This window comes from Nocardia sputi (genome assembly GCF_023501985.1).
Genome location: NZ_JAMFLC010000007.1, coordinates 34987 through 52233, shown reverse-complemented (window position 1 = coordinate 52233; position 17247 = coordinate 34987). Strand labels below are relative to the sequence as shown.

Annotated in this window: 10 protein-coding genes; 8 read left to right on the top strand and 2 right to left on the bottom strand. The window is 69.7% G+C overall.

Annotation, left to right across the window (positions count from 1 at the left end; translation table 11 throughout):
• Positions 1–206: 206 nt before the first annotated feature.
• Positions 207–9818, top strand: a complete 9612-nt coding sequence (locus tag M8859_RS36840) for an IPT/TIG domain-containing protein (protein WP_283779602.1) — start codon at positions 207–209, stop codon at positions 9816–9818.
• A gap of 30 nt (positions 9819–9848) precedes the next feature.
• Here the strand turns inward: M8859_RS36840 and M8859_RS11955 are convergent, their stop codons facing one another.
• Positions 9849–10253: a hypothetical protein gene (locus M8859_RS11955; protein WP_159926812.1), complete on the bottom strand. Its 405-nt coding sequence runs from the start codon at positions 10251–10253 to the stop codon at positions 9849–9851.
• A gap of 467 nt (positions 10254–10720) precedes the next feature.
• On the opposite strand from M8859_RS11955, the gene M8859_RS11950 reads away from it, so the two are divergent.
• From M8859_RS11950 to M8859_RS11935, 4 genes are all read left to right on the top strand, one after another.
• A complete protein-coding gene (locus M8859_RS11950) occupies positions 10721–11881 on the top strand; it encodes a lipase family protein (RefSeq protein ID WP_159926810.1) in 1161 nt (386 codons plus the stop codon).
• 114 nt (positions 11882–11995) lie between these two features.
• On the top strand, positions 11996–12322 hold the full coding sequence (locus M8859_RS11945; protein ID WP_159926808.1) for a plasmid stabilization protein: 327 nt from the start codon (positions 11996–11998) through the stop codon (positions 12320–12322).
• A gap of 42 nt (positions 12323–12364) precedes the next feature.
• Complete coding sequence (locus M8859_RS11940) at positions 12365–12607, top strand: hypothetical protein (protein ID WP_159926806.1); 243 nt, start codon at positions 12365–12367, stop codon at positions 12605–12607.
• Positions 12608–12831: 224 nt separating this feature from the next.
• Positions 12832–13893: an NAD-dependent epimerase/dehydratase family protein gene (locus tag M8859_RS11935; protein ID WP_159926804.1), complete on the top strand. Its 1062-nt coding sequence runs from the start codon at positions 12832–12834 to the stop codon at positions 13891–13893.
• Between the two features lie 265 nt (positions 13894–14158).
• On the opposite strand, the gene M8859_RS11930 is transcribed toward M8859_RS11935, so the two are convergent.
• Complete coding sequence (locus M8859_RS11930) at positions 14159–14848, bottom strand: DUF8020 domain-containing protein (protein ID WP_249644221.1); 690 nt, start codon at positions 14846–14848, stop codon at positions 14159–14161.
• A 367-nt stretch (positions 14849–15215) separates the two neighbouring features.
• Between M8859_RS11930 and M8859_RS11925 the strand changes: the two genes are divergently transcribed.
• Genes M8859_RS11925 through M8859_RS11915 form a run of 3 tightly spaced genes read left to right on the top strand, consistent with a single transcriptional unit; the run spans position 15216 to position 17247 of the window.
• Positions 15216–15362 carry a hypothetical protein gene (locus tag M8859_RS11925; RefSeq protein ID WP_249644220.1) on the top strand — a complete coding sequence of 49 codons (147 nt, stop codon included), beginning with the start codon at positions 15216–15218 and terminating at the stop codon, positions 15360–15362.
• A complete protein-coding gene (locus M8859_RS11920; protein ID WP_159926798.1) occupies positions 15359–16168 on the top strand; it encodes an ABC transporter ATP-binding protein in 810 nt (269 codons plus the stop codon). The genes M8859_RS11925 and M8859_RS11920 overlap by 4 nt, the downstream gene beginning before the upstream one ends.
• Positions 16165–17247 (top strand): FecCD family ABC transporter permease, encoded by a 1083-nt coding sequence (locus tag M8859_RS11915; protein WP_249644219.1) that lies wholly within the window; start codon positions 16165–16167, stop codon positions 17245–17247. Before M8859_RS11920 ends, M8859_RS11915 begins: the two co-directional genes overlap by 4 nt.

The window sequence follows — 17247 nt, the reverse complement described above, 5'->3', positions numbered from 1 at the left end:
CCGCCGTACGGAGTGCGCCGGTACGAACGCCGGGCGAGGCGGGCCCAGAGGGCCTTCGAAGGAAAAGTCGCGGAGAAAACGGACAAAAACGGAGCGGGGATTCGTTGCGAAGCTGCGGTAGCTCGAGGATTACTGAATAGGCCGGGCTACGACATCGTCGGCGGCGCACTCTGTTTCAGCTCACATCACCGCCGGAGGGCAGGCCCATGCCTACTATCACGTCGCTTTCACCGGCTTCGGGGCCCACGTCCGGAGGTAACAGCGTGCTGATCACCGGCGCCGGATTCAGCGGTGTCGGCCCCTTGACGGTGTATTTCGGCACGGCCGCAACGACATTCACCATCGAATCCGATACCCGGATCAGGGCTGTCGCCCCACCCGGAGCCGGGACGGTGCACGTGACGGTCTCCGCGATGCTGAACGGCACGAGCAACCCACTGCCCTACACCTATGTGGCGGTTCCGTCTCTGGCCTCGATCAGTCCAGCCCAGGGGCCGACCGGGACCACGATCACCCTCAACGGATCGCGTCTGTCCGCAGTGACCGGGGTGAATTTCGGTGGCGCCTCCGCCGGCTCGTTCACGATCGTCTCGCCGACCCAGATCACTGCGACTGTTTCGCCGGGGACGGGCATCGTCCCGGTGACCGTCACATCGCCGGTCGGCACGAGCAATCCACTGCCCTACACCTATACCCCGACTTCGCCTACCATCACCTCGCTCTCGCCGGCTTTCGGACCGGCCTCCGGCGGCAACAGCGTGGTGATCACCGGCACGGGGTTCACCGGTCCCGCCACGGTGCGATTCGGCTCGACCACGACGACGTTCACCATCGATTCCCCGACGCGGATCACGGCGATCGCTCCACCCGGGACGGGCACGGTACAGGTCACCGTTACCACCACGGGCGGTACCAGCAACGGCTTCACCTACGCCTATCTCGCCGTGCCGTCACTGTTCTCGGTCAGCCCCCACTCCGGCCCGGCGGCGGGCGGTAACACCGTCGTCCTCACCGGTACGGGGTTCGCCGGAACCACGGCAGTGAAATTCGGTGCGACCGCGGCGAACTCGTTCACCGTCATCTCCGGCACCCGAATCACGGCCGTGGCGCCGGCCGGAACCGGCACGGTTGCCGTCACCGTCACCAACCCGAACGGCACCAGCAACGGGGTCCCCTACACCTTCGTCGCCGCACCCGCACTCGCCACGGTGGCACCGGATTCCGGTCCCGAGACCGGCGGCAACACCGTCGTCCTCGAGGGCACCGCCCTCACCGGCACCACCGCCGTCCGCTTCGGTGGCGCACCGACGGCCTCCTTCACCGTGATCTCCCCGACCCGGATCAGCGCTGTCGTCCCAACGGGTTCCGGCACGGTCGACATCACCGTCACCACCGCCGGTGGCACCAGCAACCCCGTGACCTACACCTACATCCCGGCACCGGCACTCGCCACAGTGGCACCGGATTCCGGTCCCGAGACCGGCGGCAACACCGTCGTCCTGGAAGGCAACCGATTCACCGGCGCAACCGCCGTCCGTTTCGGCGCGACCCCCGCCGCCTCCTTCACCGTGGTCTCCGCTACCCGGGTCACCGCCGTCGCGCCCGCCGGAACCGGCACAGTCGACCTCACGGTCACCACCGCCGGTGGCACCAGCAATGACCTGACCTACAGCTACGTCCCGGCGCCGGCACTCGCCACGGTGGCACCGGACTCCGGTCCGGAGACCGGCGGCAACACCGTCGTGCTCACCGGCACCGACCTCACCGGCGCCATCGGCGTCCGCTTCGGCGGCACACCAGCGGTCGCTTTCGTGGTGGATTCGGACACCCGCATCAGCGCTGTCGCCCCAACGGGCACCGGCACAGTCGACATCACCGTCACCACCGCCGGTGGCGCCACCAACCCGGTGACCTACACCTACGTCCCGGCACCGGCACTGGCCACCGTCGTCCCGGCCTCGGGACCGGAAGCCGGAGGCAACACCGTCACCCTGACCGGGACGAACCTCGCCGACGCCGACGCGGTGCTCTTCGATGGCACACCCGCGAGCTCGTTCACCGTGGTCTCCGACACCGAGATCACCGCCGTGGCGCCCGCCGGGACCGCCGGGCCGGTCGTCGTCACGGTCATCGCCACGGGTGGCACCAGCAACGGCGTCCTCTACACCTTTGTCGCCGCACCGACTCTCGTCTCGGTCGTCCCGGGCTCCGGTCCGGAGAGCGGCGGCAACACCGTCGTTCTGGAAGGCACCGACTTCACCGGCACGACCACGGTCCGCTTCGGCGGCACACCGGCGGTCGCTTTCGTGGTGGATTCGGACACCCGGATCAGCGTTACCGCGCCCGCGGGCACCGGGACCGTCGACGTCACCGTCACCACCGCGGGCGGTACCGGCAACGCGATGGTCTACCGCTATGTTGCGGCGCCCGCGCTCGCCTCGATCGTTCCCGGCTTCGGCCCGGAAACGGGCGGCAACACCGTCATCCTGACCGGCACCCACCTCACCGAAACCACCGCCGTGCGTTTCGGCGCGAATACCGCGATCGCTTTTACGGTCGTCTCCGACACCGAGATCGCCGCCGAGGTGCCCGCGGGGACCGGTTCCGTCGGTGTCACCGTCACCTCCGCGGGTGGCACCAGCGACTCGGTGACCTACACCTACGTCGCGGCCCCGGCACTGGTCTCCATGGAGCCGGGCTCCGGACCCGAGACCGGCGGCAACACCGTCACCCTCACCGGCACCGGCCTCACCGGCACCACCGCCGTTACCTTCGACGGAACACCGGCGCCGACCTTCACCGTGGTCTCGGATGCCCAGATCACCGCCGTCGCGCCCGCCGGATCCGGCACGGTGGATGCCGTCGTGACCACGGCTGGTGGCACCAGCAACCCACTGATCTACACCTATCTCCCCACACCGGCACTGGCCTCGATAGAGCCGGGCTCCGGACCCGAGACCGGCGGCAACACCGTCACCCTCACCGGCACCGGCCTCACCGGCACCACCGCCGTCACCTTCGACGGAACACCGGCGCCGACCTTCACCGTGGTCTCGGATGCCCAGATCACCGCGGTCGCACCTGCGGGGACCGGCTCGGCCGACGTCACCCTCACCACAGCCGGTGGCACCAGCAACCCGGTCGCCTACACCTACCTCCCCGTACCGGCACTGGCCTCCATAGCGCTGGACTCCGGACCCGAGACTGGCGGCAACCCCGTCACCCTCACCGGCACCGGATTCACCGACGCGACCGCGGTCCACTTCGGCGCGAACGCGGCAGTGTCGTACACCGTGGTCTCCGATACCCGGATCACAGCGGTCGCGCCCGCCGGATCCGGCACGGTGGATGCCACCGTGACCACAGCCGGGGGCACCAGCAACCCGGTGACCTACACCTACGCCGCGGCACCGGCACTGGCTCCGATAGAGCCGGGCTCCGGTCCCGAGACGGGCGGCAACGTCGTGCCCTTGGCGGGCACGGGATTCACCGATGCGACCGCCGTCAAATTCGGTCTCACTCCGGCGACCTCGTTCACGGTGGTGTCGGATACCGAGATCATCGCCGTCGCTCCCGCGCGATCCGGCACGGCCGCGGTCACTGTCACATCCGTCGGTGGCGACAGCAACGGCGTCCTCTACAACTTCGTCCCGGCACCCGCGCTCGCCTCCGTCGACCCCGGCTCCGGGCCGGAGAGCGGCGGCAACACCGTCACCCTGAGCGGCACCGAGTTCACCGGGGCCACGGCGGTCGATTTCGGTGGGACAGCGGCGATCTCCTTCACGGTGATGTCGAGCACCGAGATCAGCGCCGTCGTGCCCGCGGGGACGGGCGCGGTCGACGTCACCGTCACCACTCCGGGCGGCGACAGCAACAGCGTCGGCTACACCTATGTGCTGGTACCGTCGGTCACCACGGTTGTCCCCGGCTCAGGACGCGAGACCGGCGGCAACCCCGTCACCCTCACCGGCACCGGATTCACCGACGCGACCGCGGTCCACTTCGGCGCGAACGCGGCAGTGTCGTACACCGTGGTCTCCGATACCCGGATCACAGCGGTCGCGCCCGCCGGATCCGGCACGGTGGATGCCACCGTGACCACAGCCGGGGGCACCAGCAACCCGGTGACATACGCCTATCTTCCGGCGCCGACACTCGCTGGCGTGGCCCCGCGCTTCGGCCCGGAAACCGGCGGCAACACCGTCACCCTCACCGGCACCGAGTTCACCGGGGCCACCGCGGTCCGGTTCGGCGCCACGCCCGCCACCTCCTTCGCCGTCGTCTCCGACACCCAGATCACCGCCGTCGCCCCGGCCCGTACGGGCATCGCGGCCATCACCGTCACCACGCCGGGCGGCACCAGCAACTTCGTCGCCTATGGCTACACCCCGGCTCCCACCCTCGGCACCGTGGCGCCGCGCTTCGGCCCGGAAACCGGCGGCAACACCGTCACCCTCACCGGCACCAACCTCACCCGCACAATCGCCGTCCGGTTCGGCGCCACACCCGCCACCTCGTTCACCGTCGTCTCCGACACCCAGATCACCGCCGTCGCCCCCGCGGGTACCGGCACCGTGGCCATCACCGTCACCAGCCCCGGCGGCACCAGCAACTTCGTCGCCTACGGCTACACCCCGCCACCCACACTGAGCAATGTGGCCCCCCGCTTCGGCCCGGAAACCGGCGGCAACACCGTCACCCTCACCGGCACCAACCTCACCCGCACAATCGCCGTCCGGTTCGGCGCCACACCCGCCACCTCGTTCACCGTCGTCTCCGACACCCAGATCACCGCCGTCGCCCCCGCGGGTACCGGCACCGTGGCCATCACCGTCACCAGCCCCGGCGGCACCAGCAACTTCGTCGCCTACGGCTACACCCCGCCACCCACACTGAGCAATGTGGCCCCCCGCTTCGGCCCGGAAACCGGCGGCAACACCGTCACCCTCACCGGCACCGACCTCACCCGCACGATCGCCGTCCGATTCGGCCGTACCCCGGCCACCTCGTTCACGGTGGTCTCCGATACCCAAGTCACCGCCGTCGCCCCCGCGCGCACCGGCATCGCGGCGGTCAACGTCACCACGCCCGGTGGCACCAGCAACTTCGTGGCCTACGGTTACACCCCTGTCCCGACATTGGCCACGGTCGCCCCTCGCTCCGGACCGACGACCGGCGGCAACACCGTCACCCTCACCGGCACCGGATTCACCCGAACCACCGCCGTCCGATTCGGCGCCACACCCGCAACCTCGTTCACCGTCGTCTCCGACACCCAGATCACCGCCGTCGCCCCCGCACGCACCGGCACCGTCGCGGTGACGGTCACCAGCCCGGGCGGTACCAGCAACGGTGTCTCCTACACCTTCGTTCCGGCGCCGACTCTCGCCACGGTGGTTCCCGGCTCGGGGCCCGCGACCGGCGGCAACGCCGTCACTCTCACCGGCACCGGTTTCACCGGGGCCACTGCCGTGCGGTTCGGCGCCACATCCGCCACCTCGTTCACCGTCGTATCCGATACCCAGATCACCGCCGTCGCCCCCGCGGGCACCGGTACGGCCGCGGGCACCGTCAGCACACCGGGCGGTACCAGCAACGGTGTCTCCTATACATATCTTCTCGTCCCCGGTCTCGATTCGGTCGTGCCGAATTCGGGTCCGGTCGAGGGCGGCAACACCGTAGTCCTCACGGGCACCGACCTCACCGGCGTCACCTCGGTGCTCTTCGGTGCGGTCGCGGCGAGTTCGTTCACGATCCTGTCCGGTACGCAGATCAGCGCCGTCGTCCCGGCTGGGACCGGAACGGTGTCGGTCACCGTCGTCTCGCCTTCCGGCACCAGTAACCGGGTGCTCTACACCTACGGCGGCGCCCCGGCCGTGGTCGCGGCGGTCCTCGACGTAGGGCCCGAAGCCGGCGGCAACACGGTCGTGCTCCAGGGCGACAACTTCACCGGGACGGTCGCGGTGAATTTCGGCGCTGCCGGGGCAACGTCCTTCACCGTCGATTCGGACGAGCGGATCACGGCCGTCGTTCCCGCCGGGGCCGGGGTGGTGCCGGTCACCGTCACCAACCTGGTCGACACCAGCAACGCGGTCCCGTACACCTACCTCGGAACTCCGAGCATCACCGCGGTCGCCCCGAACCAAGGGCCCACCTCCGGTGGCAATACGGTCACCCTCACCGGCACTCGATTCACCGCCGCCACCGCGGTCGATTTCGGTGGGACAGCCGCGATCTCCTTCACCGTGCTGTCTAGCACCCAGATCATCGCCGTCGCGCCCGCTGGAACGGGCACGGTGAATGTCTCCGTCACCACCCCGGGTGGCGCCAGCGACGGCGTCTCCTACGTCTATGTCCCTGCGCCGAGCCTCACCGGGGTGGTCCCCGGCGCGGGACCGTCGACCGGCGGCAACACCGTCGTTCTGACCGGCGCCGGTCTCACCGGTGCGACTGTGGTGCGTTTCGGTGCGAACGCCGCGGTTTCCTTCACCGTCGTGTCGGCCACCGAGATCAAGGCGGTCCCCCCGGCGGGCGCAGGCACCGCCGCGGTCAACGTCACGACCACGGGTGGCGTCAGCAACAGTGTCGCCTACGCCTACGTCCCGGTGCCGACTCTCACCACCATCGTCCCCGATTCCGGCCCGGAGACCGGCGGCAACACCGTCACCCTCACCGGCACCGGATTCACCGGCGCCACCGCGGTCACCTTCGGTCTCACCCCGGCGACCTCGTTCACGGTGGTTTCCGGTACCCAGATCACCGCCGTCGCCCCTGCGGGCACCGGCACCACCTCGGTCACCGTCACCACCCCGGGAGGTGTCAGCAACGACGGCCTCTACACCTTTGTCCCGGCACCGACCCTTGCCGCGGTCGTCCCCGGCTCGGGGCGGGTGACCGGTGGCGACGCCGTCACCCTCACCGGCACCGGATTCACCGGTGTCACCGCGGTGCGCTTCGGCGCGACACCCGCCGCTTCGTTCACGGTGCTGTCGAACTCCGAGATCAGCGCGGTCGCGCCCGCGGGCACCGGCGCCGCCGCGGTTACCGTCGCCGCCGTGGGCGGCACCAGCAACGGTCTGCTCTATGTGTTCGTCCCGGCGCCGGTTCTCGCGGCGGTGGCGCCCGCCTCCGGCCCGGAGACCGGCGGCAATACAGTCACACTCGCCGGCACCGGATTCACCGGCGCCACCGCGGTCACCTTCGGACCCAGCCCGGCGACCTTCTTCAGCGTGGTTTCCGACACCGAGATCAGTGCGGGGGTACCTGCCGGGATCGGTTCGGTGAACGTCGTCGTCACCACCGCTGCCGGGACGAGTAATCCGTTCGTCTATACCTATGTGCCGGCACCGGCCCTGGCCGCGGTGGTTCCGGATGCCGGAGCTCAGACCGGCGGCGACACCGTCACCCTCACCGGCATCGGATTCACCGGTGTCACCGCGGTGCGCTTCGGCGCGACACCCGCCGCTTCGTTCACGGTGCTGTCGAGCACCGAGATCAGCGCGGTCGCGCCCGCGGGCGCCGGCACCGCCGCGCTCACCGTCACCGCCACCGGCGGAACCAGCAACGACGTCCTCTACGCCTACGTGCCCCCACCTGCACTCGCCGCGATCGTCCCGGATTCCGGACCGGAGACCGGCGGCGACACCGTCACCCTCACCGGCACCGGACTCACCGGCGCCACCGCGGTCACCTTCGGCGCGACACCCGCCCCTTCGTTCACCCTCGTGTCGGATACCGAGATCACCGCTGTCGTCCCGGCAGGCATCGGTGCCACCTCGGTCACCGTCACCGCCATCGGCGGCACCAGCAACCAACTCGCCTACGTCTTCGTCCCAGCACCCACGATCGCCTCGGTGGTCGCGGGCTCGGGACCGGAGACCGGCGGCGACACCGTCACCCTCACCGGCACCGGACTCACCGGCGCCACCGCGGTCACCTTCGGCGGGACACCGGCGGTGTCTTTCACCATGGTCTCCGATTCTCGGATCACAGCGGTCGCCCCCGCGGGGATCGGATCGGTGACTGTCGAGGTCACCACCACCGGAGGGGACAGCAACGGCGTCGTCTACACCTACGTGCCCCCACCTGCACTCGCCGCGATCGTCCCGGATTCCGGACCGGAGACCGGCGGCGACACCGTCACCCTCACCGGCACCGGACTCACCGGCGCCACCGCGGTCACCTTCGGCGCCACACCCGCCCCTTCGTTCACCCTCGTGTCGGATACCGAGATCACCGCCGTCGCCCCCGCGGGCACCGGCGCTACCTCGGTCACCGTCACCGCCATCGGCGGCACCAGCAACGGCATCGTCTACACCTATGTCCCCGCACCCACCCTCACCTCCATCCGTCCCACCGCCGGACCCACAACCGGCGGCAACACCGTCACCCTCACGGGCACGGACCTCACGGCAACCACGGCGGTGCGTTTCGGTGGCGTGCCTGCGGCGTTCAGGGTCATCTCCGGCAGCGAGATCAGCGCCACCGCTCCCCCCGGGGCCGGGACGATAGGCGTCGCCATCACCACGGCGGGTGGCATGAGCAACCCCGTCCCCTATGCCTACGTCGCGGCGCCGTCCCTCGCATCGGCGATGCCGGATTCGGGTGCGACCACCGGTGGCAACACCGTCGTCCTCACCGGCACGGGGTTCACCGGTGCTACCACGGTCGACTTCGGTGCGACCGCCGCGGTCTCCTTCGTGGTGGTCTCGGATTCCGAAATCAGGGCCGTGGCGCCTGCCGGGGCGACCGGGAACGTCACCGTCACCGTCACCGCGCCCGGCGGGACGAGCAACGGCTTCTCCTACTCCTACGTCCCTGCGCCGGTCGTCGCCTCAGCCGTCCCCGGCTCCGGGTCGGCAACGGGAGGCAACACCGTCACGCTCGTCGGCAACGGATTCACCGGCGCGACCGCCGTCCGTTTCGGCGCGACCCCGGCATCGTCCTACACCGTGGTCTCCGACACCCAGATCACCGCTGTGGCGCCAGCCGGTGCCGCGGGACCGGTCGCGGTCACCATCGCCACCGCAGGCGGCACGAGCAACGGCGTCACCTACACCTACGTCGCCGCGCCCACTCTCACTTCGGTCGTCCCGGCTTCGGGGCCCACCACCGGCGGCAACACCGTCGTCCTCACCGGCACCGGCCTCTCCGGCGCTACGGGGGTGCGCTTCGGCGCGAGTGCCGCTGTCTCCGTCACCGTGGTCTCGGGTTCGCAGCTCAACGCCGTTGTGCCTGCGGGTACGGCGGGACCGGTCGCGGTCACCGTCGCCACCGCGGGCGGCACGAGCAACGGCGACACCTACACCTACGTCACCGCGCCCACTCTCACTTCGGTCGTCCCCCCTTCGGGTCCGGCCGCGGGCGCAGACACCGTCATCCTTACCGGCGCGGGCTTCACCACGGCGACCGCCGTCCGCTTCGGAACCACTCCCGCGATCTCCTTCACCGTGATCTCCGACACCCGGATCGCGGCCGTAACCCCTGCTCGCCCCGCCGGACCGGTGGCTGTCACCGTCACCGGCCCGGGCGGCACCAGTAACGGCGCCGCTTACACCTATCTCTCCGCACCGGCGATCGTGGCGATCCATCCCGACCAGGGGCCTGCCGCCGGGGGCACCACCGTCGTCCTCACCGGCACGGGATTCACCGGCGCGACGGCGGTACGTTTCGGCACGACGGCTTCGCCGTCGCTCACCGTCCTGTCCGACACGCTGGTCCGTGCCACGGTGCCCGCCGGGCTGGGCGTCGTCACCGTCACGGTCACGGCCCCCGGCGGCATCAGCAACGGCGTCCACTACACCTATCTCGTCGGCTAGTCCCTTGTCAGCCGGACCCCGGCGGCTTCGTCACGCTTCGGCCCCGTTGCGCGCGGTGTCCGGCTCACGACGAGCGTGCTCCGCCACCCAGACGCCGAGGCCGATCGCCCCGGCAACCGGCCATGACACCAGCCCGCCGATCGCGGCCGCGCCGAGGCCGCCGAAGTAGAGCAACGACTCCCGATCCGGCACGCTTTTGCGCACCGCCGTGGTCGCCGAGGAAACACCGGTCGCCACGGTGCGCGGACCGGGCGGAAGCGGGACTCGCGCCATCCGCATGCCGAGCGTGGGAACCGGGACACGCACTGCGGCGCGCCTGGCGGCCGCGGTGTCCGATCGGGTCGGCGATCGGGTTTCGGTGTCCGGCACCGAACGTGCCTTCTCGGGTGACTCGGGGCCGGATTCGCGGACCTTCTGAGTTGCTGTCTTGGACATACCGCTCCTTCCTTCGTCCTGAACCTCGTCGCTGTTCTGCGATCCGGCCGAGCCGCAACCGCGAACAGTGTGAGCCGACGGACCGAACGGGCGTCGTCGGACCCGTTCGCGGCCGACGGCCGCGCACGCGGGGGATCGAACCCTCGCCGACCGGCCCGTCGACGCGGCTGAGGGTCTGGAACCCACGCGCGCGCTTGGCAATGGCTATCAGATTGCTGCGCACCATAATACCCAGCTGAAACCGGCAGGGCTCGAAGTTCTACAGCAGCTCTATTTGCCTTTCTGGTCCATTCTGGTCTCACTTCGATAGTTCGCTGGTAATTTGCTGACAGACAGAAGACTTCAGCCGGCTGATCGACGAATGCGGCGAACTACCCCTGGAGGTCAAGGTCGTGACTCGTCCATTTCTTCGTGTTCCGGGCAGGAGACGCATCGGTTCGGCCCGCGCCCTCGGTGCGCTCGGCGGTATGGCACTCACGCTGCTGCTGGCGACGACGGCAACCGCGGAACCGGTGTATCCGCTGCCCGATCCAGACCCGTTCTACGCCGCCCCTGCCAATGTGGGGGCGCACCGACCAGGTGACGTGCTCGACGTGCGGCCCTTGCCGCCGCTGGCTTCCTTCCCCGGCGCCACCGTCAGGCTGGTCGAGTTCCGTTCCACCAATTCGCGGGGCGCGCCGATCGCGGCTACCACCACGATCGTCACCCCCGCCTTCCAGCAACCCGGCATGCCGCTGCTTTCCTACCAGCACTTCATCAATTCACTCGGCACCAACTGCGCGGTATCGCGCCTGCTCTACGCGAACGATTTCAATCTGTCGATGGCGACGCCGATGTTGAACGTGTTGCTGCAGCAGGGCTGGAGTCTGGCGCTGCCGGACCATCTCGGACCGCACTTCGCACTCGGAGCCGGGCGTTTGGGCGGCCAGATCACCCTGGACGGCATCCGTGCGGCGAAACAGCTGCCCGAACTAGCCGTTCAGCAGAGCCCGGTGGCGCTGGCGGGCTACTCCGGCGGCGGTCTCGCGACGGCCTGGGCGGCCGCGCTGCAACCGTCCTACGCTCCGGACCTGAAGCTGGCGGGCGCGGCCATCGGCGCCGCCCCGCTGAACCTGGTGGCGATGGCGGAGGGGCTCGGCCTCAACCCGCACCCGGCCTTCGGCTTGGCCATGGCGGCGGCGATCGGCCTGGAGCGGGAGTACCCGGACCGGGTGCCGATGAGCTCGAATCTCAACGAGCGCGGCCGCGCGCTGCGTGACGCCATGGCCAACAGCTGCACCAACGAAATCCTCGCCATCGGCGCAGGCGGCAGCGCACGCGAGTTCGTCGAGAACACCGCGATTTTCGAACAGCCCGGCGCTTGGTCGGTGGCGGAGGAGAACAGCGTGGAGCTCTACAACGGTGCTCCCCAAACGCCGATATTCGAATGGCATTCGCCGACCGACCACCTGATTCCGCTTCATGCCATCGACAACACCGCCCGCCGCTGGTGCGCGGCCGGGGTGCCATTCCAGATGCTGCACGTGCCCGCCTTCGATCACCTGTCCGCGGCCGCCGTGGGCGCCCCCGCGGTGGCGGCGTGGCTCGGAGGCCGTGTTCGTGGAGAGCCCGCCCCTTCCAACTGTTGACGATGCGAGCCCCGCTGCGACCGCGCAGGTGGTGCGCTCCGGACCGCCGGAAGCCGTCAGGGCCGGATTGCGTCGAGATCTGCGGGGTAAGCCGTGATTACAGGAGGTGATGACATGCCGAAGGCTTGGACGGACAAGCAGGAACGTCAATACGAGCACATCAAGGATTCGGCGAAAGACCGGGGCGCGAGCACCGGTCGCGCGAAGGAGATGGCCGCTCGCACGGTCAACAAGAATCGTGCCCAGTCCGGGCAGTCCAAGACCGCGAGCAAGACCTCGACCGACGACAAGTCTCCGCAGCAACGCGGAGGGCAGCGTTCGCACAGCGGTGCACAGGGTCCGACGCGGGATCAGCTGTACAACGAGGCCAAGAAGCGCAATGTCGAAGGCCGCTCGAAGATGACGAAGAAGGAACTGGCGCACGCGCTCGGACGGGATTGAGCCCCACGCGCCGTCGAGGATCGAGAAGCGAGAGGAGTGAAAATGGCCGAGCAGCAGGAAACCGGCACCGTCACCGGCACCAGGGACAAGGATTACAACCTGATCTGGTTCGTCGAGGCGTCGCTGGAGAACGCGTTGCGTCTGGACACGTTCATCCGGGACGCGGAGCGGGACGGAGACACCGAACTGGTGGAGTTCTTCCGCAAGGCGCAAGCCGACAGCCGCAAAGGCGGTCGGCTGGGTAAAGAGCTTCTGGCCCAGCGTCTGGCCAAATCCGATATCTGACGATAGACAACCACCGACGGCGGAGGGTGCAGCCCATAGGGCCACCCTCCCCGCGTGTTTCTCCACGTCGTTACGCCGGTCCGCTGCGCAACGCGCCATGTCCTGCCAGTTCGCGGACCGGGCACGCTGTTTGCCGTTCCCCGCCGACCCGCCGCTCGGATGATTCGCCGCCGGGATGCTGGGTACCTCGCTCACGAATCTCGCCGCCGAGCCAAGGAGCAGACATGCGCGTCGTTGTGGTCGGTGCCACCGGAAACGTCGGGACCAGCGTGCTGGAGACGCTGTCGGGCGAGGCAGCGGTCAGCTCGATCGTCGGGATCGCGCGGCGCGTGCCGGGCAAGCTGCGCGACGGCGTCGAATGGGTCCGCGCGGACGTGCGGACCGACGACCTGGAATCCCACTTCCACGGGGCCGACGTCGTGGTGCATCTGGCCTGGTTGTTCCAGCCCACTCATCAGCCCTTGGTCACGTGGCGCGCGAATGTCGGCGGCACCGAACGCGTGCTGCGCGCCGTGGCCGCGGCACAGGTCCCCGCTCTGATCTACGCCTCGTCCGTCGGCGCCTACTCCCCGTGTCACGACGACGAGCCGGTGCCGGAGAGTTGGCCGACCGACGGATGGCCACCGGCCGCGTACACGCGTGAGAAGGCTTACGTCGAAAGACTTCTGGATCGGTTCGAGGCCGAGAACCCGGACCGCCGGGTGGTTCGCATGCGCCCGGGATTCATCTTCCGACGGGAGACCGCCAGCCAGCAACGGCGCCTGTTCGCTGGTCCGCTGCTGCCGAATCGCCTGATCCGGCCCGGACTGCCGCCGGTCCTGCCGATTCCGCGGGGGCTGCGATTCCAGGCGGTACACAGTGACGATGCCGGCCGCGCCTACACGCTCGCGATCACCACCGACGCCCGTGGACCGTTCAACCTAGCCGCGGAACCGGTGATCGACCGCGACCGGTTGGCCGAGTTGTTCGATGCGCGTGTGGTGACCGTGCCGCCCGCGCTGGTGCGCGCGGCGCTGGCGGTGGGATGGCACGCCAGGGCGCTGCCCGCGGCGCCGGACCTGTTCGACGCGGTGATGCGGCTGCCGCTGCTGGATACCGGCCGCGCGCGGGCAGAGCTGGGTTGGACGCCGCGGTTCACGGCCGTCGACACCCTCCGGCAGTTGCTCGCCGGGTTGCGCGCGGGCGCAGGAGAGGACACTCCGCCCCTGGCTCGCGACGCGGGTGGCCCCTGGCGATGGCGCGAGTTCACCTCCGGGGTCGGTGGTCGAGAGCTGGGCGTCGGCTGAGGTCCGGTCGGCGTCCGGAATTCCGCTCGCCGCCGAAGCCGCGGATCGGCCCACCGAGGCTGTTTTCCCCTATGCGCGGATGGCGACGGTTCGAATGGACCACGCGCTCGGAGAGGAAGCGTCGGGCCCGGACGTGGTGAGACGTCACGGACCCGACTACCGCTGAGACACTGGGGAATCGGGCAACCCGACCCCGTTCTCCGGCACATCCGCCCCTTCCGACCGGGCGGCATCCTCCGTTGCCGAGCGAATGGCGGTGAACGGGTTACTTCGCCGGGTAGGGCGCGTTGATCGTGGTGAAGTACTGGATCGCCGCGCCGATGGCCACCGGTGCGGTGACCAGGATCTGGCCCGCGACGGTACCCAGCGCGCCGACCGCGGCGACGCCGACGAGGCAGCCCACAGCCGCGGCCGGGATGAACGGACCGAACAAACCGGCGATGGTGCCCGCGGCGATGGTCGCGCCCGCGATGCCGCCGAGGACACAACCGACGGCCGCGCCGCCGATGCCGCCGACCAGAGTGCCGATGGTGGCGCCCATGCTGATGGTGCTGGTCATACGGGACCAAGCGGCCTGCTCACGGTCGTACTCGGTCTTCCACGGCGCCTTGTCCTCGAACGGCAGCGCGACCGGCTCGTAGACCGCACGGTCCAGCGACAGGTCCGGCGTGAGTGTCGCGGTGCGGCCGGAGATCTCGGCGATGATCGGGAACTCGAACTCGTCGAGGGTGAACGTCAGCGGCGTGCCCGCGACGGTGACGCCGTGTCGGGACTTGACTTTCAGCGTCGCATCCTCGACAACCAATGCGCCCGAGTCGATTTCGATGATCGAGGCCGTGTCGGTGGCGTGCGCGGTGAAGGAGATGGACCGGTCGTCACCCGGGTCGGCGTGCGCGGTGGCCGTCGCGGCGGTCAGGGCGGCGAGCGCGGGCGCGGCAAGTGTCCTCAGCAACATGGGGGTTTCCTCATCGTGAAATCGGTCGGGCTGAAGTGCCCAACTCGACCATTATTGATAATGATTGTCGTTATCAACAACTTCTTCACGGCAGTTGTTGCAGCACAGACCTTTCACCCTTCTCGACCAGCGACCGCCCTTGCGCACTTAGTGGCAATGGTTATCATTATTTGCTGCTCGACACTTGGAGGGTTTGTGGGACATCTGCTGAGGGTGGAGACCTGGGCCGGCTCGATGAGCACGCTGCTTCCGGCCGGAATACGCGACGGAGGACATACGAGACGGTCACCGTGCGCGGCCACGCCACCGTGGTCGGCGTGACCGACAAGCGGCTCACCGGAGTGCCCGCGTTAAACGAGGCAGGCTCATGTTCCCGGCCGCGCTGAACGCCGACGAGCAGGCAGCGGTCAGCGCGGTGGCCCGTGCCGCGATCGCGGCGCTCGGCCTCGACGACACCGTCGCGCCGGCCTGGACCGTGCCGTCGCGACGCGCCGCGGACGTGGTGAGCCGATGATCACGGTGGACGACGTAGCCTTCTCCTATGACGGTCGGATCGTGCTCGACGGCGTCGGGCTGGTCGCCGAGCCCGGCACGACCGTCGGCTTGATCGGTCCCAACGGGTCGGGCAAATCCACACTGTTGCGCCTGCTCTACCGTGCGCTGCGGCCGCGGTCGGGTGTGGTGGCCATCAACGGCACTCCCGTCGAGGCGCTGCGCGGGCGCGAGCTGGCGGCGCGCCTGGCCGTGGTAGCCCAGGAGTCGCCCGCCGAGACGCCCATCACCGTCGCCGAGACCGTGCTGCTCGGCCGCGCTCCGTGGGCCGGTGCGCTGCAGGGTTACTCGCGTGCCGACCGGATCGCCGCCGCTACGGCGCTTGCTCGCGTCGGCGCCCGTCACCTGGCCGATCGCCCCTACACCGCGCTTTCCGGCGGGGAGCGCCAACGGGTCCTCATCGCACGCGCGCTGGCGCAGCAGGCCGACCACCTGCTGCTCGACGAACCGACGAATCATCTCGACATCGGCTACCAGCACGAATTACTCGGTCTGATCCGCGATCTGACGACCACGACCACGCTGGTGGTGCTGCACGACCTGAATCTTGCCGCCCGCTACTGCGACCGCTTGGTGCTGCTGCACCAAGGCCGGGTGGCCGCCGCGGGGCCGGTCGAGGAAGTGCTCACGCCCGGCATCCTCGAACCCGTCTACGGCGTCTCGGTCCACATGTCGGCCGCGTTCGGCGCGATTCAACTGCTGTTCGGCCCGCGCGAGGTGGCATCGCCCGCCGAGGCGCTCGATACCGGGAAGGCTGCCGTCCGATGACAACGACCCGGTCGCACACCGAGGACGCCGACGATCTGGAATACGCGCGACACCGCGCGACGACCCTGCTGTGGCTCGGCGGGCTCGGCGCCACGCTGGCAGTGGCGCTGATCGTGGCCACCGGGTTGGGCCCGGTGTGGGTGCCGCCCGGCACCGTCGCGCGCATCGTCGGCCACCACACCTTCGGGACGCCCGTGGTCGCGGACTGGACACCGGCCCAGGATTCCATCGTCTGGCTGGTGCGCGTGCCGCGCGTGCTGCTCGGCGCGATGGTCGGCGCGGCGCTGGCCGTCGCGGGCGCGGTGCTGCAAACCATGGTGCGCAACGTGCTCGCCGACCCGCACATCCTCGGCGTCACCTCCGGCGCGTCGACCGGCGCGGCGGTGTCACTGCTGTTCGGCGTCACCGCGGCCACCGCGGGCGCGCTGGCGACCAGCGCGTTCGCCGGTGCGCTGGCCGCGACGGTCCTGCTGTTCGCCATCGCCAGGATCAACGGGCAGATGACCTCGCTGCGGCTGCTGCTGGGCGGGGTCACCATCGGTTACCTGTTCTCCGCGGCCACCAGTTTCCTGATCTTCGCCTCCGACAATCAGGAAGGCGCCCGGACCGTGCTGTTCTGGCTGCTCGGTTCGCTGAGTTCGGCAGGCTGGTCGTCGGTGACCACCACGGCGCTGGTCACCGTGGCCGCGGTCGGTTCCTTGCTGCTGCTGGCCACGCGGTTGGACGTGCTCGCCGCAGGTGACGACACCGCCCGCGCGCTGGGCCAATCGCCGGTGCGGCTCCGGATGCTCGCGCTGGGCATCGTCGCGCTCGCCATCGGCGCGGTCGTCGCGGTCGCGGGCGCGATCGGCTTCGTCGGCCTGATCGTGCCGCATGTCGCCCGCCTCTGCGGCGGCGGCACGCATCGCAGGCTGATCCCGCTCTCGGCGGTGCTGGGCGCCCTGTTCCTGGTCGTCGCGGACGTCGCGGCCCGCGTCGTCTTCGCGCCCCGCGAGCTGCCGCTGGGCATCGTCACCGCCGTCGTCGGCGCGCCGCTGCTGCTGATGCTGATCCGCCGGTTCCGGCAGTCACCCGCCTGA

Bases quoted from the DNA above. Each gene is read 5' to 3' on its own strand.
- M8859_RS36840 (WP_283779602.1), top strand. From the start codon at position 207: ATGCCTACTATCACGTCGCTTTCACCGGCTTCGGGGCCCACGTCCGGA.
- M8859_RS11955 (WP_159926812.1), bottom strand. From the start codon at position 10,253: ATGTCCAAGACAGCAACTCAGAAGGTCCGCGAATCCGGCCCCGAGTCA.
- M8859_RS11950 (WP_159926810.1), top strand. From the start codon at position 10,721: ATGGCACTCACGCTGCTGCTGGCGACGACGGCAACCGCGGAACCGGTG.
- M8859_RS11945 (WP_159926808.1), top strand. From the start codon at position 11,996: ATGCCGAAGGCTTGGACGGACAAGCAGGAACGTCAATACGAGCACATC.
- M8859_RS11940 (WP_159926806.1), top strand. From the start codon at position 12,365: ATGGCCGAGCAGCAGGAAACCGGCACCGTCACCGGCACCAGGGACAAG.
- M8859_RS11935 (WP_159926804.1), top strand. From the start codon at position 12,832: ATGCGCGTCGTTGTGGTCGGTGCCACCGGAAACGTCGGGACCAGCGTG.
- M8859_RS11930 (WP_249644221.1), bottom strand. From the start codon at position 14,848: ATGTTGCTGAGGACACTTGCCGCGCCCGCGCTCGCCGCCCTGACCGCC.
- M8859_RS11925 (WP_249644220.1), top strand. From the start codon at position 15,216: ATGTTCCCGGCCGCGCTGAACGCCGACGAGCAGGCAGCGGTCAGCGCG.
- M8859_RS11920 (WP_159926798.1), top strand. From the start codon at position 15,359: ATGATCACGGTGGACGACGTAGCCTTCTCCTATGACGGTCGGATCGTG.
- M8859_RS11915 (WP_249644219.1), top strand. From the start codon at position 16,165: ATGACAACGACCCGGTCGCACACCGAGGACGCCGACGATCTGGAATAC.